The following is a 23570-nucleotide window of genomic DNA, read 5'->3' as shown; positions in this document are numbered from 1 at the left end:
GGACTCAATTCCTCGAGAACTTGGGATGACACGATAGCGGCATCCAGGGAGTATCCACTGTAGCGATATTCCGGCGCCTCGTCATGGGTCCGTGATCAGCCACAGGCTGCGGTAGGGGGCCAGGGTGTCGTGCGGTTGCCAGGGTTCTCCTGCCAACAGATCGAACCAGTCATGACCTGCCAGTTCATCCACTGCCAGGGGTTGGCGTTTGTCGGTCACATTGTAAATGGCGATCAGTCGGCGTCCGTCGGCCACTGGTCCCCGCTCTATGCCCAACAGTTCGGCGGGGGAGTCGAGAACCCGTTGTGCTGCATTGGGGTGGAAGCAGGGCTCGTGACGGCGGATATCCAGTCGACGTTTGAGGGCCAGGAACACTTCCCGGGTGGGGGTGTTCCGGCTGTCGAGGAGTTCGTCGAGTGCTTTCATCTCCCATTGGTGTCGGTTGATCGAGCGTAACCGACCACTGCGTTCGACGCCTTCATGGTCGTTCAGTGTCGCCGTGAGTGAGTGCAGGTACAGGGCCGGGATGCCCTGCAGTGCCAGCATCAGGTTCTGACTGCATAGAAAACGTTCGACCTGCCAGGGATCGGGACCGCGTCGGGTTCCCTTCAGCGCCTCGAAATAGGTGATGTTGATCTCGTAAGGAGAATCCTGACCGTCAGGACCGGTTTTCATGCTGACGAACCCGCCGAAGCGGTGCATCAATTCCAGCAGGGCCTCGACTTCATGCTCGGGGAGGAGTCCTTCCAGGGCCCGGACACCAATACCGTCATGGCTGGCGGTGAAATTCAAGTAACTGCACCCGGGGGGCAGGTCGGGAAGTGTTCGCAGCCAGTTGGCCAGAGTCATTGCCTCACCGCTGGTCAGCGTATGAACCAGCAGTGGCGGCAGGGTGAATTGATAGATCAGGTGGGCTTCATCCGGCGTGTCGGTGTCGTCTCCAAGGCGTTCGAGACCCAGGTAACTGAGATTCTCGTGATGTGGCACGTTGGTTTCCGTGATCAACAAGGTACCGGGCGCCATATGATCGAGGATGGCCCGAAGTAGTCGAACGATGGCATGGGTTTGCGGTAAATGGATACAGGACGTACCGATCTCTTTCCATAGGTAGGCGATGGCATCCAGACGGATGATGCGAGCCCCTTGCTCGACGTAGAACAACAGGATACCGATGAACTCCAGGAGCACATCAGGGTTGGCGAAGTTCAGGTCGATCTGGTCTTCGGAGAACGTGGCCCACAGATGCCGTGTCCCTCGACGCGTAGGCACGGGAATCAGTAACGGTGAGTTGCGGGGACGCACCACCTGTGACAGGTCGGTCGTCGGCTCCATTTCAATGAAATAATCCCTCCCTGGCTGGGAGCCGGCCAGATAATCAGTAAACCATAAGGATTCTCGGGAGACATGATTGATGACCAGGTCGACCATCAGGTCGCGATGCATGGCAATTCGGCGTATATCCGGCCAGTCCCCGAGGGCGGGGTCGACTTCACGGTAGTGGATGACAGCAAAGCCGTCATCACTGCTCCAGGGAAAGAAAGGGAGGACATGCACGCCGCTGAAGGTGTTACCCAAACGGGTCTCGAGGAAGTCGTCCAGGACATCCAGTGGTGTGCGATCGCCGTCAGTGAGCGTATTGCCGTAGGTGATCAACCACTGGTCGCGCTCGCTCCATAGTGATCCATCGTGTCTTTGAGGCGCGTTCTCGAGTGCATCACGACGGTGCATCAATAGCGTTGCCAGGCGCCGCATGACTTCGTCGGCGCGTGGCCCATAGATCTCTTGCAGGCGTCGATAGGCGATATCGTTGAACGCGACGGTATCGAGGAACTCAGGGGGAGCGTGGGGAACGGATGTGCTCATGGTCGGTCTCCGGCCGGGCCAGATACGCTGTTCGGGGCAGGTGATGGCCACATCTGATGCAGAACCCATGCCAGCCGGACGTACTGCAATGCAGACCAAGGCTATGTACTCCCCGAACAAGCCGTTACACTATCATCAAATTCGTCGAATTGAGAAAGATAGACGCCGATACATCCCCAGGACGCCGGAACATTCCCGATGCATTGCCCATTTTGTGGTAAGCAGGATACCAAGGTCACCGATTCGCGACTGGTTGCTGATGGCGATCAGGTTCGCCGTCGACGTCAGTGCAACGCCTGTAGTGAGCGTTTCACCACCTATGAGACGGCCGAATTGGTCATGCCTCGAGTGATCAAGGGTGATGGCTCGCGTGAGACCTTCGATGAAATCAAGCTGCGTGCCGGCATGCTGCGTGCGCTGGAGAAACGACCTGTCAGCGCCGAGGCCATCGAGGCGGCTGTCGAGCGTATTCGTCAGCGCCTGCGAGCCCGTGGTGAGCGCGAAGTCGAAGCCCGTGAGGTGGGGGAAGAAGTCATGCGCGCACTAAAGCGTCTGGATCAGGTCGCCTACATCCGTTTTGCCTCGGTATACCGGCGGTTTCAGGATCTTGATGAATTCCGCGCCGAGATTGACCGCTTGGCCCAGGAGCCGACCTTTCCTCCCAATGACGATCAATGAGACGTAAGCAAGGCATGGTAACACCGAACCCCGAAGCCTGGATGGCGCGTGCTTTGCGGCTGGCACGGCACGGTTATTATACCGCCCACCCCAATCCCTGTGTCGGCTGCGTGCTGGTCAAACGGCAAACGGTCGTCGGTGAAGGATATCACGCTCGAGCCGGAGAGCCGCATGCCGAGATTCATGCCTTGCGAGCGGCCGGGGAGGCGGCACGCGGTGCGACTGCCTATGTCACTCTCGAGCCCTGTTCGCATCACGGTCGTACAGGTCCATGTGCCGAGGCATTGATCGAAGCCGGGGTGAAGCGCGTCGTCATCGCGCTATCGGATCCCAACCCACAGGTAGCCGGTCGCGGGATGAAGATGCTGCGTGAGGCCGGCATCGACGTCGAGTGTGGCGTACTCGAGAACGATGCGCGGGAACTCAATCGCGGCTTTCTGTCACGTATGCATCGAGGGCGCCCCTTCGTGTGTCTCAAGATGGCAATGAGTCTTGATGGACGTACGGCAATGGCATCGGGGGAATCACAATGGATTACCGGTCCCTGTGCCCGCTCGGAGGTCCAGCGTTTGCGAGCACGGTCCGGGGCCGTTATCAGTGGCGTCGATTCGGTCATTGCTGATGATTCCCGGTTGACCGTGCGTGCTGACCAACTCGATCTACCCGATGCCGAGACCATTGCTGGCCGTCAGCCCCTGCGTGTCATCGTCGATTCGCGACTGCGTCTGCCGCTGGCAGCGAAGTGCTTGCGTCAGCCAGGCCGCACCCTGGTGGCGACCTGCTCCTGTGATGCCGAGCGCCGGCAACGGCTGGAAGCGCAGGGCGCCGAGGTGGTATGCCTGCCCTCGGCCCCGGATGGTCGCGTCGAACCGGGGGCATTACTGGAATATCTGGCCAACGCCGAGGATATCAATGAAGCGTTGCTGGAAACCGGGGCCACGCTGGCGGGAGCGATGCTCGATGGCGGCTGGGTCGATGAGATGGTGTTGTTCGTGGCACCAACTCTCCTCGGCGGGACGGCACGGCCGTTGTTCGAGCTGCCTGGGTTGGTTCGGATGTCCCAGCAGAAGCCGCTGGATATCACCGATATTCGTGCGCTGGGACAGGATTGGCGGATCATTGCGATACCACATAGTCGTCGCCTGCAAGCGACAGATACGCAGGAGACTGGCGCACAGCCTTCCACCAAGGTACCCTGAGCGCCGATTCCGTGCTGGCGTCACCTGCCAAAGAGGTGTAAGGGTAACGCGAGTCGTCGCCATTCTACGACGACGGCACATTATAGTTTTTGGGAGAACCCACCATGGTGCCTACATCAAAGGATTCGCCGTCGGGCCTTGCTCCCGTCGAGGAACTGATCGACGACATCCGCCGCGGCAAGATGGTGATTCTCATGGATGATGAGGATCGCGAAAATGAGGGTGATGTGATCATGGCGGCCGAAATGGTCGAGGCCGAACACATCAACTTCATGGCACGCCATGCCCGTGGCTTGATTTGCTTGCCGATGACCCGAGAACGTTGTGAGCGGTTACGGCTGCCACTGATGGTGCGTGACAACGGGGCAGGATATGGCACCAAATTCACGCTCTCCATCGAAGCGGCGGAGGGGGTCTCAACCGGCATTTCCGCCGCTGATCGGGCCAGGACCATCCAGGCTGCCGTGGCGCGGGACGCGCGTGCAGAGGATATCGTCCAGCCGGGCCATATCTTCCCGCTGATGGCCGAACCCGGTGGGGTGCTGCGGCGTGCCGGCCACACGGAAGCGGCATGTGACCTGTCGGCCATGGCCGGTTTCGAGCCCAGTGGCGTCATCTGTGAAGTCATGAATGAAGATGGCAGCATGGCCCGGCGTCCCGAACTCGAGCGTTTCGCGGCCGAGCATGGCCTCAAGATGGGCACGATCGCGGATCTGATTCACTATCGTATCCATAACGAGCAGACCATCGAGCATGTGGAAGCCACCCCCGTGTCGACCGCGTACGGGGAAATGGAACTGCATGTCTTTCGTGATCGCATCCAAGGAGCGCATCACCTCGCTCTCGTCAAAGGGCATCCGACGCCGGACTCTTTGACCACGGTACGTGTCCATCTGGCCGACACACTGCGTGACCTGTTGACGTTGGCGCGGTCCGACAGCCAAAGCTGGACGTCTCAGGCGGCACTGGCGGAAATCGCAGAGGCTGATAGCGGTGTATTCGTCCTACTCGATGACGGCCGACCCCATAAGGATCTGAAGGATCAGCTCGATCTACTTCTCGAGCGTCGCCGCGCACCTCGCAACAGTGATTCCGACGGTGCCGGCAACTACCTTACCATCGGCACCGGGTCACAGATACTGCGCCATCTCGGCGTCGGCAAGATGCGACTATTGAGTTCGCCCTGGAAATTTTCTGCGCTGTCCGGCTTCGATCTGGAAGTCGTGGAGCGGTTGAGTCCCTGAGTCGGGACCGATGACTTCGAGCCGCCGCACTATGGGTGCGGTGCGCCATCAGCAGGATGAGAATGATGCAATCCATAACCCAACTCGAAGGTAGTTTCACCGACGTCGATGGCCGTTACGTCATCGTGGTGGGTCGTTTCAATCATCATGTGGTCGACTCGCTGGTGGAGGGCGCGGTCGACTGCCTGGTTCGTCATGGTGTCAGCGCCGAACACATCGATATCGTGCACGTCCCGGGAGCCTGGGAGCTGCCGCTTGCGGTCAAACGCGTGCTCAAGGTTGCTCAGCCCGAAGCAGTGATCGCGCTGGGCGCGGTGATCCGCGGTGGGACGCCCCATTTCGAATATGTCGCCGGCAACTGCAACAGTGCGATCAGCAGTCTGCAACTCGAATATGAAACGCCGATCGCCAATGGCGTTCTGACAGTGAACTCCATCGAGCAGGCTCTCGAGCGTTCGGGCACCAAAGCCGGCAACAAGGGGACCGAGGCGGCCATGGCGGCACTGGAGATGGTCTCGTTGCTCAGGCAGTTCGGGGGTGAGTCATGAAAGGGACCCAGCGTGGAACGGCGGCCCAGGAGTCCCGTCACGCAGCGCGGGAACTTGCAATCCAGGGCCTGTATCAGTGGCAGTTGACAGGCAAGCCGATCGCGACCATTGAAGCGGAGTTCCGATCCCAGACCGCCGATGAGGATCTCTCTGACCATGAAAATTGGTCGAAAGTCATGGAAATCGCCGACATGGCGCTTTTCCATGAACTGCTGCACAACGTGGTCAAACACCGTGAATCTCTGGATGAGGCGATTGCCCCCTTGCTGGATCGTCGTCTGGAGGATCTGGATCTGGTCGAGTTGGCCATCCTGCGCTTGGGAGCCTACGAATTGTCACATCGTTTGCACGTACCGTATCGAGCGGTGATCAACGAGGGCGTCGAGCTCGCCAAGTCGTTCGGCGCCACCGACGGTCACAAGTACGTCAACGGCATTCTCGACAAGCTCGCCTCACGCCTGCGGTATGCCGAGGTCCATGCCCGTCGTTGATATGCCGGTGACCAGTGAGTTCGAACTGATCGCCCGGCACTTTGCTCGACCCACTCAGGGCGAGGGGGTCGAGTTGGGTATTGGCGATGACAGTGCATTGCTGTGGCCGACGCCCGGGCACCAGTTGGTGGTGAGCGTCGATACCTCCGTCAGTGAGATTCATTTTCCCCGTGAGGCACCGCCCCATGCCATTGGTCATCGAGCATTGGCCGTCAGTCTGAGCGATCTCGCTGCCATGGGGGCCCGTCCGCGGTGGTGCCTGATGGCGTTGATGCTGACTCATGCCGATGATGAGTGGCTGGCCGAATTCGCACGTGGTTTTCATGCCCTGGCCGATGTGCACGGGGTGGCGTTGGCCGGCGGGGATGTCACCCGTGGTACGTTGGCGATCGGCGTGACCGTGCATGGCGAACTCCCTTATGGCCAAGCGCTGAAACGTAGCGGGGCCAGGGCAGGGGATCTGGTCGTCGTGACCGGTAGTCTGGGAAGTGCCCATGGCGGCCTGCGTGCCTGGCAGAATGGCGAGCGCGATCTCGACGATCCGCTGCTGGTCGCCTATTTGTTACCGCAGCCACGCCTTGAAGCCGGACGTTTGCTGCGTGATCTCGCGACGGCGGCGATCGATATCTCCGACGGGTTGCTCGCCGATCTCGGTCATCTCTGCACAGCCAGTGGTGTCGGCGCGGATCTCGATGCGTCATCGATACCCCGTGAACCGATATTGACGCATCGCCTGGGGGAGGCCGATGCGTTACAGGCAGCCCTCACCGGCGGGGATGATTATGAGCTCCTGTTGGCCTTGCCTCCGGACTCTCTGGACGAGGCGCGTTCGGCATTGGCAACGGTCGGAGTGTCCTTGACTCCGGTCGGGCGATTTTCGTCGTCACCGGGGATTCGGGGTGTCTCCTGCGCCGGGCCGGCAGGCTGGCAGCATTTCCCGGGAGCGATGTCATGAAACGTGCTCCGGCAACGACCTGGCATCGTCCCACCCATTTCCTCGCCTTTGGTCTGGGCAGTGGGGCGGTACCCTGGGCGCCCGGCACCTTCGGCACATTGGGTGCGATTCCATTCTACTGGCTGATGTCGGACCTGCCGCTTACCTGGTATCTCAGCCTGGTCGCCGTTGCTTTCATGATCGGCATCTGGTTGTGCGACAAGACATCACATGATCTTGGTGTCCACGATCACTCCGGTATTGTCTGGGATGAATTTGTCGGCTATTGGCTGACCATGGCGGCGGTACCTTTTTCCTGGGAAGCTGCGCTGTGGGGATTCCTGGTTTTCCGCATTTTCGACGTCTTCAAACCCTGGCCGATTCGCTGGGCCGATCGGCATGTGGCCGGTGGCTTCGGGATCATGATCGATGATGTCATGGCGGGTCTCTATGCTTGGGGAACCATTCACCTGTGGCTCTGGCTGCACTGACTCCAAAGGTTGACGACGTAGAGATGTTCAAGCGCAAGGGATGGCTGATTGCGATTGTGCTGGGATTGGTCGGTGCCGCTTATCTGGGAGCACAGGCGTTGTCCAGCTCGTTGTTCGAACGTGAACTGCGGCATGCGATTGCGGAGCTGGAGAACGAGGGTGGCTATCAAGTAGAGCGTGATGAGATCCAGCATGGCTGGTTCGTGTCTCGGGGACGTATTCGCTTGTCGCCCGAGGGACGTGATGACTGGCGGGCCTCCATTCCCTATACGGCGCGCCACGGTGTGTTGAGCACTCAGGCCGAGGGAGACGTCGATATTGCGTTGGGAACGGATCGTGAGCGGTTGTTCGGCGATCACCTGCCGGTTGCCCCGCCACGCTGGAATGCCAATTATGCCTCTCTGTCAGGGGAGTTCGATTCCCGGTTCTCGCTGGCACCGTTCACCATGGAGGATAAGGAACAGGGATGGCGGCTGGAAACGCAGGGTGTGGAGTGGGACATATACGGTCAACGTGGCGATGTCAGCCTGGTGGGGTCGGTCGCTCCCTGGACGCTGGAAGATGACATCGGCCGCCTGGAGGTTGGAAAACTGGAGTTTGATAGTCGTTACCGTCATGACGAAGAGACGGACGACATCGAACAACAGGATGAGATCCGACTGTCCCAGTTGGCGTACCGTGGCCCACTGATACCCGACATCTCGATCGAACGCTGGCGTTATCAAAGCAACTGGCAACTGGATGACGAGCAAGGCCGGTTAGCCGTCGACCTGTCGCTTGATGATGCGCGTATGGGGGATCAATCCATGATCGGCGGAGGGGTGGCAATCGCGTTGTCACGTCTGAATGCCGATGCGACCCGTCAAACGGCCGCGCTGATACGGGAGGTCGCCGAGCGAGGCGAGCACTGGGATGCCGCTGAACGGCGCCGATTGCTCGAGCGTCTCGAGCCGAAGGTTCAGGCCATGCTGGCCGACTCACCGAAGTTGACGCTGGACACCGTGGATCTGAACAGCGCCATGCTGGATATGCTGGTGGACATCGAAGGCGAGCTGGTCTTCGACGGTGACGATGTCGAGTCATTGTCACTGACAGACTGGGAAGGGCACGATGTGCCGGCCGACTGGCGGGCTCGGCTGGATGGCCACATCACCTGGCGGAATGTGCCTACGCTGTTGCTTTTCCAGTTGGGACTCTCACCGGATATCGATGATCTCGAGATCGACATCGATGCCGGGGAGATATCGCTGAACGGCCGCCCCGTGCCGTGGTAGCGGGGTTCGTTCGCTGTGGCGAGCGGCGTCTTGTATCGCCATGACTTGAAGTTTCCTCTCGCCGCCCGCATTCCTGTTGCCAAAGGGCAACATTGCCCCCTCGGCTAAAGGATGCATGATGAGCGAACGTGACGATCTTCAGGATATGTTCTCTTCTACGGAGTCCGCTAATCAGGATGACGAGCAGCCTCAGGGCCAGACCGGTGCTGTCGTCCCGACGAATGAATACCTGCCGGAGCGTCTGTACCTGTTACCAATCCATAATCGCCCTTTCTTTCCGGCGCAGGTGCAACCACTGGTGATTCACCGTGAACGCTGGGAGGAGACGATCCAGCGAGTCGGCAATACCCCTCACCATACGGTCGGGCTGGCCTATGTCGGCGATGCCAGTGTCGAGGGGTTGGCTCAGGACGATTTTCCCGCCATTGGTACTGCCGTGCGTATGCACAAGGTTCAGGGCGAGGACGAACAGATCCAGTTCATTGCCCAGGGATTGCGTCGTTTCAAGATTCAGCGCTGGTTATCCAGGAAACCGCCCTATCTCGTCGAGGTCAGTTATCCTTATGAGCCGGTCGAGGCAGAGGAGGACGAAGCGCGGGCCTATGCCATGGCGTTGATCAACGGTATCAAGGATTTGCTGCCGATCAATCCGTTGTATGGCGAGGAGCTCAAGCATTATCTCAACCGCTTCAGTCCTCATGAGCCGGGGCCGCTGGCGGATTTCGCGGCAGCAATCACGTCAGCGAAAGGACATGAGTTGCAGGAGATCCTGGAGACCCTGCCGGTCATGGCGAGGCTTCAGAAGGTGTTGCCGCTGCTCCACAAGGAGATCGAGGTCGCTCAGCTCCAGAGCGAAATCAGCGAGCAGGTCAACGCGCAGATGCAGGAGCGTCAGCGTGAGTTCTTCCTGCGTGAACAGCTCAAGGTGATCCAGCGTGAACTGGGAATCTCCAAGGACGATCGTGAGAACGATGTCGATACCTTCCGCAAACGACTGACCGAGCTTCATGTCCCTGAGCGGGTCATGGAGCGTATCGACGACGAGCTCGACAAACTGTCCGTCCTGGAGACCGGCTCGCCGGAATACGGCACCACACGCAACTATCTCGACTGGCTGACATCACTGCCCTGGGGCATCACCAGCGAGGATCAACTCGACCTCAAACATGCCCGTGAGATTCTCGATCGTGACCATGACGGTTTGAAGGACGTCAAGGATCGCATCATCGAATTCCTGGCCGAAGGCACCTTCAAGGGGGATGTCGGTGGGTCCATTCTATTGCTGGTCGGCCCCCCGGGGGTCGGCAAGACCTCGGTGGGGCGTTCCATTGCCGAAGCATTGGGGCGTGAGTTCTATCGCTTCTCGGTAGGCGGCATGCGTGACGAGGCGGAAATCAAGGGCCACCGCCGTACCTACATCGGTGCCATGCCCGGTAAACTGGTGCAGGCGATCAAGGAAGTCGAGGTCGAGAACCCGGTGATCATGCTCGATGAGATCGACAAGATGGGCCAATCGTTCCAGGGAGATCCGGCGTCGGCTTTGCTCGAAGTGCTCGATCCCGAACAGAACGTGGATTTCCTGGACCATTATCTGGATGTGCGTCTCGATCTGTCCAAGGTGCTTTTTGTTTGTACCGCCAACACCCTGGACTCGATTCCCAGTGCATTGCTCGATCGCATGGAACAGATACGGCTCTCGGGCTACATCGCCGAAGAGAAGATGGCGATTGCCAAGCACTATCTCTGGCCGAAGCTGCTCAAGCGCGACAAGATTCCCAAGAAGCGGATCAATCTGACCGATGCCGCGCTCAAGCAGGTGATCGAAGGCTATGCCCGCGAGGCCGGTGTGCGACAACTGGAGAAACAGTTGCACCGCATCGTGCGCAAGGCAGCGGTCAAGATGCTCGAAAACGGCCAGCAGAGCGTGAAAGTGTCGGTCAATAACCTCGAAGAATTCCTGGGGGCGCCGCTATTCCGCAAGGAGAGTGTGCTCAAGGGTGAAGGTGTCGTGACTGGCCTGGCCTGGACCGCAATGGGGGGGGCAACGCTGGCGGTCGAGGCCGGCAAGGTTCATGCCCTGGATCGAGGTTTCCGGTTGACCGGCAAGCTCGGCGATGTGATGAAGGAGTCCGCCAATATCGCCTACAGCTATGTGCAGGGCCATCTGGGCGAATTCGGTGCCGATGCCGATTTCTTCAACGATGCCTACATTCATCTGCACGTACCGGAAGGGGCGACACCCAAGGACGGTCCTTCGGCCGGGGTGACCATGACTACCGCCTTGTTGTCGCTGGCCAAGCATCAGTCCATTGATCGTCCCCTGGCGATGACCGGGGAACTGACTCTGACTGGACAGGTACTGCCGGTAGGGGGGATTCGCGAGAAGATCATCGCCGCACGGCGCAGCGATATTTTCGAAGTGATTCTGCCCGATGCCAATCGGCGCGATTTCGAGGAGCTACCCGATTACCTCAAATCGGGAGTGAAGGTTCACTTCGCCAAACGCTATCAGGATGTGGCCAAGGTGGTGTTCGGTTAAGCCGTTCGTCTGGCAACCGATATCCGCTCGTGCCAGAATCTAGGGTCGACCTGGATTTCGAGATCGTCAGGCCGTGCTGAGAGACGGTCATGACGTCGTGACTGAGCACGAGAGGACACCCATGCCCGAGTACCGTTCCCGCACCACCACCGCCGGTCGTAACATGGCCGGCGCTCGCGCCTTGTGGCGAGCCACCGGCATGAAGGATGACGATTTCCACAAGCCGATCATCGCCGTGGCCAACTCCTTTACCCAGTTCGTTCCGGGCCATGTCCATCTCAAGGACATGGGACAGCTGGTTGCGCGAGAGATAGAGAAAGCCGGTGGTGTGGCCAAGGAGTTCAATACCATTGCGGTGGACGATGGCATCGCCATGGGCCATGACGGCATGCTCTATTCGCTGCCCAGTCGCGATATCATCGCCGATAGCGTCGAGTACATGGTCAATGCCCACTGTGCCGATGCGCTGGTCTGCATTTCCAATTGTGACAAGATCACGCCTGGCATGCTGATGGCTGCCATGCGCCTCAATGTGCCGACCATCTTCGTTTCCGGTGGTCCCATGGAGGCCGGCAAGACCAAGTTGCTCGATCATGGTATCGATCTGATCGACGCCATGATCTCGGCGGCCGATGATAAATACAGCGATGCAGAGATCGAAGAGATCGAGCGTAGCGCCTGCCCGACCTGCGGCAGCTGTTCGGGCATGTTCACTGCCAATTCCATGAACTGCCTGACCGAGGCGCTCGGGCTGGCATTGCCGGGTAACGGTACCATGCTGGCGACGCATGCCGCTCGCCGACGATTGTTCGAGCAGGCCGGGGAGCGCATCGTTGACTTGGCCAAGCGTTACTACGAAGGTGATGAAGCGCATCTGCTGCCGCGTGCGATCGGCGCGAAGGACGCCTTCAAGAATGCCATAACGCTGGATATCGCCATGGGCGGATCGACCAACACCATCCTTCACTTGCTGGCAGCGGCGCAGGAAGCCGAGATCGATTTCCGCATGGCGGATATCGACTCGCTGTCCCGGGAGGTGCCGCAGCTTTGCAAGCTGGCGCCCAATACCCAGCAGTATCATATCGAGGACTGCCATCGCGCGGGTGGCATCATGGCGATTCTCGGTGAGCTCGACCGGGCGGGAGTGCTCAATACTTCCGTACCCACCGTTTATGGCGACACCCTGGGCGATGCACTTGATGAGTGGGACATCATGCGTTCACCGAGTCCCGACGTGCTCGAGTTCTACAAGGCCGGACCAGGCGGTATTCCTACTCAGGAAGCCTTTTCCCAGAATTCCCGATGGCCGAGCCTGGACGGCGATCGTGCCACCGGCTGCATCCGCGACCTCGAACATGCCTTCTCAGGTGAGGGCGGGCTGGCCGTACTCCATGGCAATATCGCCCGTGATGGCTGTGTCGTGAAGACTGCCGGTGTCGACGAGTCGATTCTGGTATTCGAAGGACCAGCGCATGTCGTCGAATCCCAGGATCAAGCGGTCGAGCATATCCTCGAGGGCAAGGTGAAAGCAGGGGATGTCGTGGTCATACGCTATGAAGGTCCAAAGGGAGGGCCGGGGATGCAGGAAATGCTGTATCCGACGTCCTATCTGAAGTCGAAAGGCCTCGGCAAGGCTTGTGCCTTGATGACTGACGGTCGCTTCTCCGGGGGAACGTCCGGCCTCTCGATCGGCCATGTGTCGCCGGAAGCCGCCGCCGGTGGCGCGATTGGGCTGATAGAGAGTGGCGATATCATCCGTATCGATATTCCCCACCGGCGGATCGACGTTGATCTCTCCGACGAGATCCTGGCACAACGACGCGATGCCATGGAGTCGCGAGGCGCGCATGCCTGGAAACCGGTCATCGAGCGTGTACGCAAGGTGTCAGGTGCGCTCAAGGCTTATGCCTCGTTGGCGACCTCTGCCGATAAAGGTGCGGTTCGCGACCTGTCGAAACTGGATTGATACCTCGGTGTACTGGAGGCAAGTTATCCTTTGACTTTTGCCTCCCGTCTCCATAACGATGGTAATGACGCCGTCCATGACAGGCCATGGAGACGGCGAGATTGCATTCGGGATATTCAAGGATCGCCATGAAGGAAGTATTTACCGTCGGCGTGGTCGGTTACGGCTTCGCCAGTCAGACGTTTCACGTGCCGCTGATTCAGGCTACCGAAGGATTCGAATTGCGTGCTGTGGTATCCAGCGACATGTCCAAGGTCCAGACGGATTTGCCGGATGTCGATGTGGAGCGCAAGGCGCAGGCGCTTTTCGCCCGCCAGGATATCGATCTGGTGGTCATCCCCACTCCCAACGATACGCATTTTCCGCTTGCCAAGGCGGCACTGACTGCCGGCAAGCACGTAGTGCTCGATAAACCCTTTACCGTGACGGCTTCCGAAGCGCGGATGCTCAAGCATCATGCCGACGATGCCGAACGATTGCTCTCCGTGTTTCATAACCGCCGTTGGGACAGCGATTTCCTCACGTTGCGCGAACTGCTCGAGGACGGCTCGCTAGGTCGGGTGGTCAATGTGGAGTCGCGTTTCGATCGTTTTCGCCCCGAGGTGCGAGACCGGTGGCGTGAACAAGCCAAGCCGGGGGGAGGAATCTGGTACGACCTGGGTCCCCATTTGCTTGACCAGGCGCGCGAACTCTTCGGTATGCCGCGTTCGATCCTGCTCGATCTCGGCACTCGACGGGACAACGCTCAGGTCGATGACGATTTTCTGGCGTTGCTGGACTACGATGGCATGCGGGTGTCGCTGCAAGCCAGTGCGTTGGTGGCTGAGCCGACCCCTCGCTTTGCGGTACATGGTACGCAGGGCAGTTACGTCAAATATGGGCTCGATTCCCAGGAGGCGAGGCTCAAGGCGGGAGAAATGCCGAGTCCGCAGTGGGGAGTCGATGACTATGATGGCACCTTGACGCTGAGTGGGCAGGGGGCCGAACCCGAGGTACGGACTCATCCCACATTGCCCGGCGATTATCTGGCCTACTATCAGGGTATCGTGGCGGCCCTTCGCGGCCAGGCCGAGCCACCGGTGACGGTCGATGAAGCCATGGAGGTCATGGTGTTGATCGAAGCTGGCCTCGATAGTTATCGCCAAGGGCGCTGGGTGCGTCTGAAGGAAGGCGGTACTCATCGACGCACCGGGTCGGTGAGCAAGGGGTGACGCGTTGCTACCCGATGTCTCCTTACCAAAGCTGAAGCCGTTGCTGTTCATCGCGTAACTTGTCACGCGCGATGTACAGCGCGGCAATGGCCCGGGCCTCGTGGAAGTCGTCGCGTGCCAGCAAGGCCGGTATCGCTTCGATGGCATGGGTTTCGACGATCAACGGTTCCGGCTCGTCGCCCGGTAATCGCTGATCGTACAAGTCACTCGCCAGCATGACTTGCATGCGATGGCGCATGTAGTTGGGGGCCAGCGACAACTCGACGAGCGGCTCGATCGTATGGGCCCCGACGCCGCACTCTTCCATCAGTTCCCGGTTGGCGGCACCGACAATGTCTTCGCCGGGGTCGACCAGTCCTTTCGGCAGGGTCAGCACGTAATCGTCGAATCCTGCCGCATACTCCCGTATCAGTAATACGTGTTCGGGGTCGGGCATGGCGATGATCATCACCGCACCTTGATCGCTGCCCTGCAAGCGTTCGAAGGTGCGTTCAGCGCCATTGGAAAAACGTAGCTCGAGCTCCTCGACCGCGAACAGGCGACTTCTGGCCACTTCCCGGCGGCCGAGGATATGCGGTTTGTCGTGGGGGAATTGCGCCATGCAGCCTCCGGCAGTGTGTGTCGTCGTAACGCTCGATCCCGTACAATAGCATGTCAACGGTTGTTACTGGGGAGCTTGTGCCGATGATCGATTGGCGTTCGGTTGATACCGTATTGCTGGATATGGATGGCACATTACTGGATCTGCATTTCGACAGTCATTTCTGGCTCGAGCATTTGCCGCGCCGTTACGTCGAACTGCATCGGCTCGATGAGTCGACCCAACATGAAATACGTGCCCGTATCATCCGTGAGCAAGGCACCTTGAACTGGTATAGCCTGGCGTACTGGAGCCGGGAACTGGATGTCGATATCGTGGCGCTGAAACGGGAAGTTCAGCATTTGATCGGCTTGCGTAGTGACGCTCTGGACTTCCTGCAGTGGCTCAAGCGTGCCCACCCGCGTGTCGTGTTGGCGACCAATGCCGATCGGGAAAGCCTGGCCCTGAAGCTGCCGCTGACCGGCCTGGATGCGTATCTCGATGCCATCGTTTCATCGGCGGATGTCGGCATGCCCAAGGAAGCCCCGGAATTCTGGTTTGCGCTTCAGGATGTCGAACCCTTCGATCCGGAACGCACGCTGTTCATCGATGATAATCCCGCCGTGCTGGAGAGTGCGCGCGAATATGGCATCCGTCATTTGCTGGGAATCAAACAACCCGACAGTCGACGCCCCGAACGGGAGCTCGAAGAATTCATTGCTCTGGATCACTTCGCCAGCATCCTGCCGGGGGAGCATCCACCGGTCTAATGTTCGTGACTGCACGAGTTCCTATCCTCTGATAACGGGTGACAGAATCTGGGAGGGGCTTTAGCCGCGTTACAGGACACAAGCCCTGCCTGAAGTGTGACCGCCTGGTGCCTAATGGCGTCTTTCGCGACTGGAGTCCCTTCCACAAAAACCTCAGCGAGGTGATTCATGGAAACAGTCAGACTCGATAAATGGTTGTGGGCCGCCCGCTTCTTCAAGACCCGTCAATCGGCGAAGAAAGCCATTGAAGGAGGCAAGGTCCATTACAATGGAGGGCGAGCCAAGACCAGCAAGAACGTCGAAGTCGGTGCGTTGCTCAAGATTCCCCAGGGGTGGGATATCTGGGAGGTGGAAGTCCTGGCGCTCTCCGATCAGCGGCGAGGTGCTCCGCAAGCTCGTGAGCTTTATCAGGAAACGTCCCGCAGCCGGGAACATCGTGAGCGCGAGTCCGAGAACCGTCGTCTCGCCAAGCAGACGATGCAACATCCATTGAAACGGCCCGATCGCAAGCAGCGGCGGGAGATCAAGAAATTCATGCGTGCCGGCGGGATCGACCGTGACGGCGAAGAGTGAGAATCATGACCGACCAGATTCAACGTTTTCTGTTCGATGACACCAATGTGCGTGGCGAGATCGTCGGTTTGGAGTCTGCCTACAAGGAGGTGTTGGATAAGCAGTCGCATCCGGAACCCGTTGCACGTCTGCTGGGGGAATTACTGGCGGCGGTGGCTCTGCTGACCGAAACCGTCAAACTTGATGGTACCTTGAGTATCGAGGTGCGAGGGCAAGGTGCCCTATCGTTGTTGATGGCGGAGTCCAACCCGGGTGGTGAGTTGCGAGCCATTGCCCGATTGGCCGAAGACCAGGCACTACCTGCCCATGAGACGGATTTCCGGCAGTTGGTCGGTGAGGGGCAGATCGTCATTACGCTGGATCCGCGCGAGGGAAACCGCTACCAGGGGATCGTGGCGTTGGATGCCGATACTCTGGGTGGCTGTCTCGAAGCGTACTTCGAGCGCTCGGAACAGTTGCCCACCCGGTTGTGGCTGGCTGCCGATGGGCAGCGTGCCGGCGGTTTGCTGTTGCAGCAACTGCCTGATGATGGTCGTCAATCCTGCGACGCCGATGCCTGGAACCGTTGTGTGAAACTCGCCGACACGTTGAGTGATGGGGAATTGCTGTCACTTGAGCAACGCGAATTGCTTTTCAGGCTATATCATGAAGAAACGGCGCGAGTATTCGATCCCAAATCGCTGCGTTTCGGATGCACCTGCTCACGTGAGCGTATCGCCAGGGCGCTGCTCGGGCTGGGAGCCGAAGAATTACGCGATATTCTCGATGAACAAAAGGCCATCGATACGCACTGCCATTTTTGCCATACCCACTACCACTTCAGCGCGGCGGAAATCGAATCGCTGATCGATACTCCTGATGCGCCGACGCCGACGATACATTAATGAAGCAAATCGTCATGAAATGACGTCATGTAGTAGTAAAACTACAAGAAAATCGGCGAACTACGGCGTTTCCCCCTGCGTTCCTTTCTGTAATAATGTCGACCCCGTGCAGGGGTCGAATCGTATTCATGCATGATATGGAAGTGAGCTGACTCACCGCGATTCGACCTGACGTTCTATCGGAAAATGACGTACAGGCAAACGAGAGGATCGGCCGCAAGGCCTCAGGACACCGACATGACCATGACCCAACCCGTAGTTGCCGATACCGGCGCCGCCCAATGTTTCACCAACCTCAGCCAAGCCGAACTGGTCGAGCGTGCCATCGCTCGCGGCGAAGGGCGTTTGGCCTCCAATGGCGCCCTGGTGGTGAAGACAGGCAAGCGCACCGGCCGCTCTACCGCGGATCGTTTCATCGTCGACGAACCCACGACCAGTGGCAAGATTGATTGGGGAAGCGTCAATCGCCCTTTCGATGCCGAACGCTTCGACGCATTGTGGACGCGAGTTGAAGCCTATCTTGATGAGCGTGACCGTTTCGTATCCGACCTGCATGTCGGCGCTGACCCCAAGCACTATCTCCCTATTCGTGTAACGACGGAGACCGCCTGGCACAACCTGTTCGGTCGTACCATGTTCGTGCGACCTGAAGCGTATAATCCGGCACATCATGACGAATGGCGCATTCTCAACGCACCGTATTTCGTCTGTGATCCTCAGCGTGATGGAACTCACTCCGAGGCTGTGGTCATCATCGATTTTGCCGGTCGGCGTGTGCTGTTAGCCGGATTGCATTATGCCGGTGAGATGAAGAAGGCCATGTTTTCGGTACAGAATTTTCTGCTGCCGGACGCCGGTGTCCTCCCCATGCACTGCAGTGCCAATGTAGGGGAAGACGGAGAAACCACACTGTTTTTCGGCCTGTCCGGGACCGGCAAGACGACATTGTCCGCCGACCCCGCCCGTTACCTGATCGGTGATGACGAGCATGGTTGGGGCGAGGGGACCGTCTTCAATATCGAGGGTGGCTGCTACGCCAAGTGCATCGATCTTTCGGAAAAGAACGAACCGGTGATCTGGCATGCCATTCGTTTCGGCGCCGTGCTCGAGAATGTCGTGCTGGACGACCGCCGCGAACCCGATTATACCGATGACAGCCTGACCCAGAATTCCCGGGCCGCCTATCCGCTCGAACACATCGACAAACGCGTGCCGGAGAATCGTGCCGGTGAACCCAATGCCATCATTTTCCTGACCTGTGACATGAACGGTGTCCTCCCGCCGGTCTCGGTGCTATCCAAGGAGGCCGCCGCCTATCACTTTCTCTCCGGATATACCGCCAAGGTCGGTTCGACGGAAATGGGGGCGTCAAGCGGTCTGGCAGCGACCTTTTCGACTTGCTTTGGTGCGCCGTTCTTTCCGCGCCCGGCGCGTGAGTACGCCGATCTGCTGATCAAGCGCGTGGAAGCCTATGGTTCTCAGGTGTATCTGGTCAACACCGGCTGGACTGGCGGAGCTTACGGTGAAGGCGGGTCGCGTTTCTCGATCCCCACGACCCGTGCCATTATCAGCGCCATTCAGTCCGGAATGCTGCGTGACGTCGAGACGCAACGTATCGAAGGGCTCAATCTCGATGTGCCCGTTGCCGTTCCCGGGGTCGACTCCAGCTTGCTCGATCCCCGCAGAACATGGGAGGACACGCTGGCTTACGATCGTCAGATGCAATCGTTGGTTGCCAAGTTCGTCGACAATTTCAAGAAGTTCTCCGGTGTCGATTCAGCTATCGTTGCCGCGGGGCCGAGTCTCAACTGACGTTGAACGAGAACTGACCTTCGTCGGTGTGGTCAAAAGCGGAAGTGGCGTAGGAGGTACCTACCATGAAACGACGCTATTTCCTGGGACTGCTGGGAGCCGGAGGGCTGGCGAGTGCGCTGCCGGGCGTGGTCAGTGCACGGCCCAAGCCGGACGTGGAGCGTGCCAGCGATATTGACGTGCTCGAGTTGTCGGAAGATGAGTGGCGTGAGCGCCTGGATGAAAAGCAGTACCGGATCCTGCGCGAGAATGGGACCGAACCGGCATCATCCAGCGAGCTCAACAAGGAAACCCGAGAGGGCGAATATCGCTGCGCTGGCTGCGATCTCCCGCTGTTCACCAGTGACATGAAATACGACTCCGGCACCGGTTGGCCGAGTTTCTTCGATCATATCCACGGCCATCTGCTGACCGAAGCGGACTACAAGATGATCTGGCCTCGCACCGAGTACCACTGTGCCCGTTGCGGTGGTCACCAGGGCCATGTATTCGACGACGGTCCCGATCCCACCGGTTTGCGTTGGTGCAACAACGGGCTGGCGTTGACATTCGTGCCGAGCGACAGGGCCGGTGGTTGATCACGCGAGATCAGCCGCATCAGGATAAAACGCGTTGTCGAACCGAGCGTTGCCACATTGATGGTAAACACCGGGTCGGTACGCTTGACAGTATGATTGGTGCTTTCCCATGCCCCGTAACACTGACTATGCTTGTCAGAAAATGCCCGGTTGCCATGACGGGAGGTCGCCATGCCCATGGAACGTGTGAAGCAGTATCTCGACGAGCAGGGCGTCAAGTACGTCGTCCTGCAGCATTCCCCGGCCTATACGGCCCAGGAGGTGGCCGCCTCGGTGCACGTGCCGGGTCGTCACTTCGCCAAGTGCGTGATGGTCAAGATCGATGGGCAACTGGCGCTGGCGGTGCTGCCTGCCCCTGATCAGGTGGATCTGGAGCGTCTGGCCAGGTCGGTCGGCGCCCAGTCCATGGAACTGGCCAGCGAGGAGGAATTCAAGAACCGTTTCCCCGAGTGCGAACTCGGCGCCATGCCACCCTTCGGCAATCTCTTCGATATGGAAGTATTCGTCTCGCCGCACCTCTCTGCCGCCGAGCACATCGCCTTCAATGCCGGCAGCCACACCGACGTCATGCAACTTTCCTACACCGATTTCCAGCGCCTGGTCAATCCCGCCGAAGTGGCGATGTGAGCGCCGGGCGTCGCGAACATGCCGCCTTCGCCGCGGCGTGTCACGTCAATAGATAAATGCTATCAGAGGTATTGCCGCGATAATCTTTGACCTCAACTTAGCTTGAGGTCTTATCGTTCATCGCACCTATCACTCAGAGGAGACAGTGCGATGAGCAATACGATCAAGGTGGCCGTGATCTATGGTAGCGTCAGGGAAGGGCGTTTATGCGATACCGTCGGTCAATGGGTCGTGGACCAGATCCGGCCTCGAGAGTCGTTCTCGCCGATGGTGATCGATCCCGCTGCCGAGTCCGTGTCATCGTTCGCCGGCCGTCTCGACGAGGCGGATGCCTTCGTCGTGGTCACCCCCGAGTACAACCACTCCTATCCCGCTGCGCTCAAGGAGCTGATCGATGGCTATACGTCGGAATGGCAGGCCAAGCCCGTGGCCTTCGTTTCCTATGGCGGTGCGTCGGGTGGGCTGCGGGCGGTGGAGCACCTGCGCCATGTTTTCGCCGAGCTGCATGCCGTGGCCATTCGCGATGGCGTGATGTTTCCCAACGTCTGGGAGCAGTTCGACGAGCATGGCCGGCCGCTGCAGGCGCCGCGTTTCGAGCGTGGCATGCAGACCCTGCTGGCACGGCTCGCCTGGTGGGCCGAGACCCTGCGCCATGGGCGTGCTGCCAGGGACTATACCCAGGCGGTGATGCTGGATTGAGCGGCCGGGGCGCCGTCCGAGGACGGGCAGCTCGGTACCTGAGCACGCGAGTCAGTTGAGGCTCGGTATCGTAATGCCCTTGAACGCCGCGACGGATGAGTGTGCCGCTCGTTACCGTGGCTAGCTGCGCCATTTATGATACCTTGTCGCGATCGTTCAACGACCTCACGTCAAGGAATCCATGGACGCATACGCCCATATTACGACTCGTCTCGCCGAAGAACTCGGCGTTCGTCCCCAGCAAGTCAAGGCCACGGTAGCGCTGCTCGATGACGGTGCCACCGTGCCGTTCATTTCTCGCTATCGCAAGGAAGTCACCGGCGGTCTCGATGACACGCAACTGCGCCGGCTGGAGGAGCGGTTGCGCTATCTGCGTGAACTGGAAGAGCGCCGTGAGTCGGTCTTGGCCACCATCCAGGAACAGGGCAAGCTGACCGAGACCCTCGAAGCACAGATCCGGGCGGCCGAGACCAAACAGCGTCTGGAAGATCTCTACCTGCCGTACAAGAAGAAACGCCGTACCAAGGCACAGATCGCCCGCGAGGCGGGGCTGGAACCGCTTGCCGACGCGCTGCTCGCCGATCCGACACTCGATCCTGAAAACGAGGCAGCGAGCTATCTGCGCCCTGCCGAGGGCGAGACACCGGCCATCGCGGATGCCAAGGCGGCGCTCGATGGTGCCAAGCAGATCCTGATGGAGCGGTTTGCCGAGGATGCCGAACTCGTTGGTCGCCTGCGCGAACGGCTCTGGGACGAAGGGCAACTCAGTGCTCGTGTCATCGATGGCAAACAGAAGGAGGGCGCCAAGTTCTCCGATTATTTCGAGCATGATGAGCGCCTGTCGCGGGTGCCGTCACATCGTGCCCTGGCGATGTTCCGTGGCCGTAATGAGGGCGTGCTGGCACTGAATCTCAAATTGCCGGGGGAGGACGATGCGCCGATCCATCCCATGGAAGTGGCCATCGCCAGACATATGGATATCCACGACCAGGGGCGCCGAGCCGATCGCTGGTTGGCGGAGGTCGTGCGCTGGACCTGGCGGGTCAAGCTGTACACCCATCTTGAAACCGAGTTGATGGCCAGGCTTCGCGAACGGGCCGAAGCCGAGGCGATCAGCGTGTTTGCCACCAATCTCAAGGACCTGTTGCTTGCAGCACCGGCCGGGGCCAAACCGACTCTGGCTATCGATCCCGGGTTGCGAACCGGCTGCAAGGTGGTCGTCGTGGATGCGACCGGGCAGTTTCTGGATCACGATACCATCTACCCGCATGCGCCTCAGAAGCGTTGGAACGAGGCGTTGGCAACCCTGGCCGGACTGGTGAAGAAACACGCCGTGGAACTGGTCGCTGTGGGTAACGGCACCGCGAGCCGTGAAACCGACAAACTGGCGGGTGAGTTGGTGCAGGCGTTGTCCGGTGAGCACCGTCTTTCCAAGATCATGGTCAGTGAAGCTGGTGCATCGGTCTATTCAGCCTCCGAGTATGCTGCCCGGGAATTCCCCGACCTCGATGTCACCTTGCGAGGCGCGGTATCGATTGCTCGTCGGCTTCAGGACCCGCTGGCCGAACTGGTCAAGATCGAACCTAAATCGATCGGCGTCGGCCAGTATCAGCACGATGTCTCGCAGCTGCAACTCTCCAGGAGCCTGGAAGCCGTGGTCGAAGACTGCGTCAATGCCGTTGGCGTGGATCTCAACACTGCATCGGCAGCCCTGTTGTCGCGCGTGTCGGGCCTCAATCCGGGGTTGGCCGAAAATATCGTCGACAGGCGTAATGCCGAAGGTCCGTTCAGCGATCGGCGTGCACTGTTGAAAGTCAGTCGCCTGGGCCCGAAGACGTTCGAGCAGTGTGCTGGCTTCCTGCGGATCATGAACGGTACCAACCCGCTTGATGCCAGTGCCGTCCACCCCGAAGCCTATCCGGTGGTGGAGCGTATTGCTGTCCGAACCGAGCGTGATATGGCTAGCCTGATCGGCGATAGCAAGACCTTGAAAGCCCTCGACCCCGAAGAATTTGCCGATGAACGTTTCGGCGTTCCGACCATCAGGGATATTCTGGTGGAACTGGACAAGCCCGGTCGTGACCCCCGTCCATCTTTCAAGGTTGCCGAGTTCCGCGAGGGCGTGGAGGAGATCAAGGATCTTGAACCGGGCATGGTTCTGGAAGGGACCGTGACAAACGTCACTCACTTCGGTGCCTTTGTCGATATCGGTGTCCATCAGGACGGGCTGGTACATATCTCTGCACTTGCCGACAAGTTCGTCGATGATCCCCGCTCGGTGGTCAAGGCTGGCGATATCGTCAAGGTCAAGGTCATGAGTGTCGATCAGGAGCGGGCACGCATCGGACTGTCGATGCGCCTGAGTGATGAACCCGGAGAAGCGAGTCCCGGTGGCAGGCAGCGGCCAGAGCGTCAGGCCAAGGGATCACGCAAGCCTCGAGCGGGTTCCGGCAGGGGCGGAAAGCACGAGAAAGAGGATGATCAGCCGGTTGGGGCACTGGGGGCGGCATTGATGCAGGCACGCAAGGGGAAAGGCTAGGCATCAATACCTTGAAACCCGGGCCACAAGCCCCATAATCTGTCCACATCACGCCAGCGCCATGCGCTCG

21 protein-coding genes are annotated in these 23570 nt (G+C 59.4%); 19 read left to right on the top strand and 2 right to left on the bottom strand.

All coding sequences use genetic code 11. The annotated features are described in order from the left end of the window. Window positions 1-81: 81 nt before the first annotated feature. Entirely contained in the window at window positions 82-1863 is a 1782-nt protein-coding gene (locus BLW01_RS02115; RefSeq protein WP_092567836.1) for a sugar phosphorylase, read from the bottom strand. 198 nt (window positions 1864-2061) lie between these two features. Between BLW01_RS02115 and nrdR the strand changes: the two genes are divergently transcribed. The 11 genes from nrdR (at window position 2062) to BLW01_RS02060 (ending at window position 14438) form a co-directional block, all read left to right on the top strand. After that, the gene (gene nrdR / locus BLW01_RS02110; RefSeq protein ID WP_092567835.1) at window positions 2062-2541 is read left to right on the top strand and encodes a transcriptional regulator NrdR; all 480 of its coding nucleotides are present in this window, start codon (window positions 2062-2064) and stop codon (window positions 2539-2541) included. Window positions 2542-2555: 14 nt separating this feature from the next. Next, the gene (gene ribD / locus BLW01_RS02105) at window positions 2556-3740 is read left to right on the top strand and encodes a bifunctional diaminohydroxyphosphoribosylaminopyrimidine deaminase/5-amino-6-(5-phosphoribosylamino)uracil reductase RibD (protein WP_092568081.1); all 1185 of its coding nucleotides are present in this window, start codon (window positions 2556-2558) and stop codon (window positions 3738-3740) included. A 104-nt stretch (window positions 3741-3844) separates the two neighbouring features. After that, window positions 3845-4984 (top strand): bifunctional 3,4-dihydroxy-2-butanone-4-phosphate synthase/GTP cyclohydrolase II, encoded by a 1140-nt coding sequence (gene ribBA, locus BLW01_RS02100; RefSeq protein ID WP_092567834.1) that lies wholly within the window; start codon window positions 3845-3847, stop codon window positions 4982-4984. A 65-nt stretch (window positions 4985-5049) separates the two neighbouring features. After that, entirely contained in the window at window positions 5050-5532 is a 483-nt protein-coding gene (ribH, locus tag BLW01_RS02095) for a 6,7-dimethyl-8-ribityllumazine synthase (RefSeq protein ID WP_092567833.1), read from the top strand. After that, complete coding sequence (gene nusB, locus BLW01_RS02090) at window positions 5529-6023, top strand: transcription antitermination factor NusB (RefSeq protein WP_092567832.1); 495 nt, start codon at window positions 5529-5531, stop codon at window positions 6021-6023. The genes ribH and nusB overlap by 4 nt, the downstream gene beginning before the upstream one ends. After that, the gene (gene thiL / locus BLW01_RS02085; protein WP_229806340.1) at window positions 6010-6978 is read left to right on the top strand and encodes a thiamine-phosphate kinase; all 969 of its coding nucleotides are present in this window, start codon (window positions 6010-6012) and stop codon (window positions 6976-6978) included. Before nusB ends, thiL begins: the two co-directional genes overlap by 14 nt. Beyond that, complete coding sequence (locus BLW01_RS02080) at window positions 6975-7448, top strand: phosphatidylglycerophosphatase A family protein (RefSeq protein WP_092567831.1); 474 nt, start codon at window positions 6975-6977, stop codon at window positions 7446-7448. Before thiL ends, BLW01_RS02080 begins: the two co-directional genes overlap by 4 nt. Before the next feature lie 23 nt (window positions 7449-7471). Beyond that, window positions 7472-8722, top strand: coding sequence for a DUF945 family protein (locus BLW01_RS02075; protein WP_092567830.1), 1251 nt, complete (start codon window positions 7472-7474; stop codon window positions 8720-8722). Window positions 8723-8840: 118 nt separating this feature from the next. Continuing rightward, window positions 8841-11261 carry an endopeptidase La gene (gene lon, locus BLW01_RS02070; RefSeq protein ID WP_092567829.1) on the top strand — a complete coding sequence of 807 codons (2421 nt, stop codon included), beginning with the start codon at window positions 8841-8843 and terminating at the stop codon, window positions 11259-11261. Between the two features lie 121 nt (window positions 11262-11382). Next, entirely contained in the window at window positions 11383-13227 is a 1845-nt protein-coding gene (gene ilvD / locus BLW01_RS02065; protein ID WP_092567828.1) for a dihydroxy-acid dehydratase, read from the top strand. Window positions 13228-13355: 128 nt separating this feature from the next. Beyond that, entirely contained in the window at window positions 13356-14438 is a 1083-nt protein-coding gene (locus tag BLW01_RS02060) for an oxidoreductase (RefSeq protein WP_092567827.1), read from the top strand. Between the two features lie 22 nt (window positions 14439-14460). Here the strand turns inward: BLW01_RS02060 and nudE are convergent, their stop codons facing one another. Next, a complete protein-coding gene (nudE, locus tag BLW01_RS02055) occupies window positions 14461-15039 on the bottom strand; it encodes an ADP compounds hydrolase NudE (RefSeq protein ID WP_092567826.1) in 579 nt (192 codons plus the stop codon). An 83-nt stretch (window positions 15040-15122) separates the two neighbouring features. Here nudE and yrfG point away from each other — a divergent pair, with 83 nt between their 5' ends. The 8 genes from yrfG (at window position 15123) to BLW01_RS02015 (ending at window position 23500) form a co-directional block, all read left to right on the top strand. Then, window positions 15123-15788, top strand: a complete 666-nt coding sequence (yrfG, locus tag BLW01_RS02050; protein ID WP_092567825.1) for a GMP/IMP nucleotidase — start codon at window positions 15123-15125, stop codon at window positions 15786-15788. A 168-nt stretch (window positions 15789-15956) separates the two neighbouring features. Further along, window positions 15957-16361, top strand: coding sequence for an RNA-binding S4 domain-containing protein (locus tag BLW01_RS02045; protein ID WP_092567824.1), 405 nt, complete (start codon window positions 15957-15959; stop codon window positions 16359-16361). Window positions 16362-16366: 5 nt separating this feature from the next. Beyond that, a complete protein-coding gene (hslO, locus tag BLW01_RS02040) occupies window positions 16367-17245 on the top strand; it encodes an Hsp33 family molecular chaperone HslO (protein ID WP_092567823.1) in 879 nt (292 codons plus the stop codon). A 237-nt stretch (window positions 17246-17482) separates the two neighbouring features. Further along, a complete protein-coding gene (locus BLW01_RS02035; protein WP_229806341.1) occupies window positions 17483-19057 on the top strand; it encodes a phosphoenolpyruvate carboxykinase in 1575 nt (524 codons plus the stop codon). 65 nt (window positions 19058-19122) lie between these two features. Continuing rightward, window positions 19123-19635 (top strand): peptide-methionine (R)-S-oxide reductase MsrB, encoded by a 513-nt coding sequence (gene msrB, locus BLW01_RS02030; RefSeq protein ID WP_092567822.1) that lies wholly within the window; start codon window positions 19123-19125, stop codon window positions 19633-19635. Between the two features lie 171 nt (window positions 19636-19806). Then, entirely contained in the window at window positions 19807-20262 is a 456-nt protein-coding gene (locus BLW01_RS02025) for an aminoacyl-tRNA deacylase (protein ID WP_092567821.1), read from the top strand. A gap of 150 nt (window positions 20263-20412) precedes the next feature. Next, window positions 20413-20961 (top strand): NADPH-dependent FMN reductase, encoded by a 549-nt coding sequence (locus tag BLW01_RS02020; protein ID WP_092567820.1) that lies wholly within the window; start codon window positions 20413-20415, stop codon window positions 20959-20961. A gap of 181 nt (window positions 20962-21142) precedes the next feature. Beyond that, window positions 21143-23500 (top strand): Tex family protein, encoded by a 2358-nt coding sequence (locus BLW01_RS02015; RefSeq protein ID WP_092567819.1) that lies wholly within the window; start codon window positions 21143-21145, stop codon window positions 23498-23500. Window positions 23501-23570 lie beyond the last annotated feature (70 nt).

The organism is Aidingimonas halophila, assembly GCF_900106955.1.
In the GTDB taxonomy this organism is placed as follows: domain Bacteria; phylum Pseudomonadota; class Gammaproteobacteria; order Pseudomonadales; family Halomonadaceae; genus Aidingimonas; species Aidingimonas halophila.
Note: the sequence above shows the minus strand (reverse complement) of the source record. Positions and strands in the feature narration are given on the sequence as shown.

Bases quoted from the DNA above. Each gene is read 5' to 3' on its own strand.
- BLW01_RS02115 (WP_092567836.1), bottom strand. From the start codon at position 1,863: ATGAGCACATCCGTTCCCCACGCTCCCCCTGAGTTCCTCGATACCGTC.
- nrdR (WP_092567835.1), top strand. From the start codon at position 2,062: ATGCATTGCCCATTTTGTGGTAAGCAGGATACCAAGGTCACCGATTCG.
- ribD (WP_092568081.1), top strand. From the start codon at position 2,556: ATGGTAACACCGAACCCCGAAGCCTGGATGGCGCGTGCTTTGCGGCTG.
- ribBA (WP_092567834.1), top strand. From the start codon at position 3,845: ATGGTGCCTACATCAAAGGATTCGCCGTCGGGCCTTGCTCCCGTCGAG.
- ribH (WP_092567833.1), top strand. From the start codon at position 5,050: ATGCAATCCATAACCCAACTCGAAGGTAGTTTCACCGACGTCGATGGC.
- nusB (WP_092567832.1), top strand. From the start codon at position 5,529: ATGAAAGGGACCCAGCGTGGAACGGCGGCCCAGGAGTCCCGTCACGCA.
- thiL (WP_229806340.1), top strand. From the start codon at position 6,010: ATGCCCGTCGTTGATATGCCGGTGACCAGTGAGTTCGAACTGATCGCC.
- BLW01_RS02080 (WP_092567831.1), top strand. From the start codon at position 6,975: ATGAAACGTGCTCCGGCAACGACCTGGCATCGTCCCACCCATTTCCTC.
- BLW01_RS02075 (WP_092567830.1), top strand. From the start codon at position 7,472: ATGTTCAAGCGCAAGGGATGGCTGATTGCGATTGTGCTGGGATTGGTC.
- lon (WP_092567829.1), top strand. From the start codon at position 8,841: ATGAGCGAACGTGACGATCTTCAGGATATGTTCTCTTCTACGGAGTCC.
- ilvD (WP_092567828.1), top strand. From the start codon at position 11,383: ATGCCCGAGTACCGTTCCCGCACCACCACCGCCGGTCGTAACATGGCC.
- BLW01_RS02060 (WP_092567827.1), top strand. From the start codon at position 13,356: ATGAAGGAAGTATTTACCGTCGGCGTGGTCGGTTACGGCTTCGCCAGT.
- nudE (WP_092567826.1), bottom strand. From the start codon at position 15,039: ATGGCGCAATTCCCCCACGACAAACCGCATATCCTCGGCCGCCGGGAA.
- yrfG (WP_092567825.1), top strand. From the start codon at position 15,123: ATGATCGATTGGCGTTCGGTTGATACCGTATTGCTGGATATGGATGGC.
- BLW01_RS02045 (WP_092567824.1), top strand. From the start codon at position 15,957: ATGGAAACAGTCAGACTCGATAAATGGTTGTGGGCCGCCCGCTTCTTC.
- hslO (WP_092567823.1), top strand. From the start codon at position 16,367: ATGACCGACCAGATTCAACGTTTTCTGTTCGATGACACCAATGTGCGT.
- BLW01_RS02035 (WP_229806341.1), top strand. From the start codon at position 17,483: ATGACCATGACCCAACCCGTAGTTGCCGATACCGGCGCCGCCCAATGT.
- msrB (WP_092567822.1), top strand. From the start codon at position 19,123: ATGAAACGACGCTATTTCCTGGGACTGCTGGGAGCCGGAGGGCTGGCG.
- BLW01_RS02025 (WP_092567821.1), top strand. From the start codon at position 19,807: ATGCCCATGGAACGTGTGAAGCAGTATCTCGACGAGCAGGGCGTCAAG.
- BLW01_RS02020 (WP_092567820.1), top strand. From the start codon at position 20,413: ATGAGCAATACGATCAAGGTGGCCGTGATCTATGGTAGCGTCAGGGAA.
- BLW01_RS02015 (WP_092567819.1), top strand. From the start codon at position 21,143: ATGGACGCATACGCCCATATTACGACTCGTCTCGCCGAAGAACTCGGC.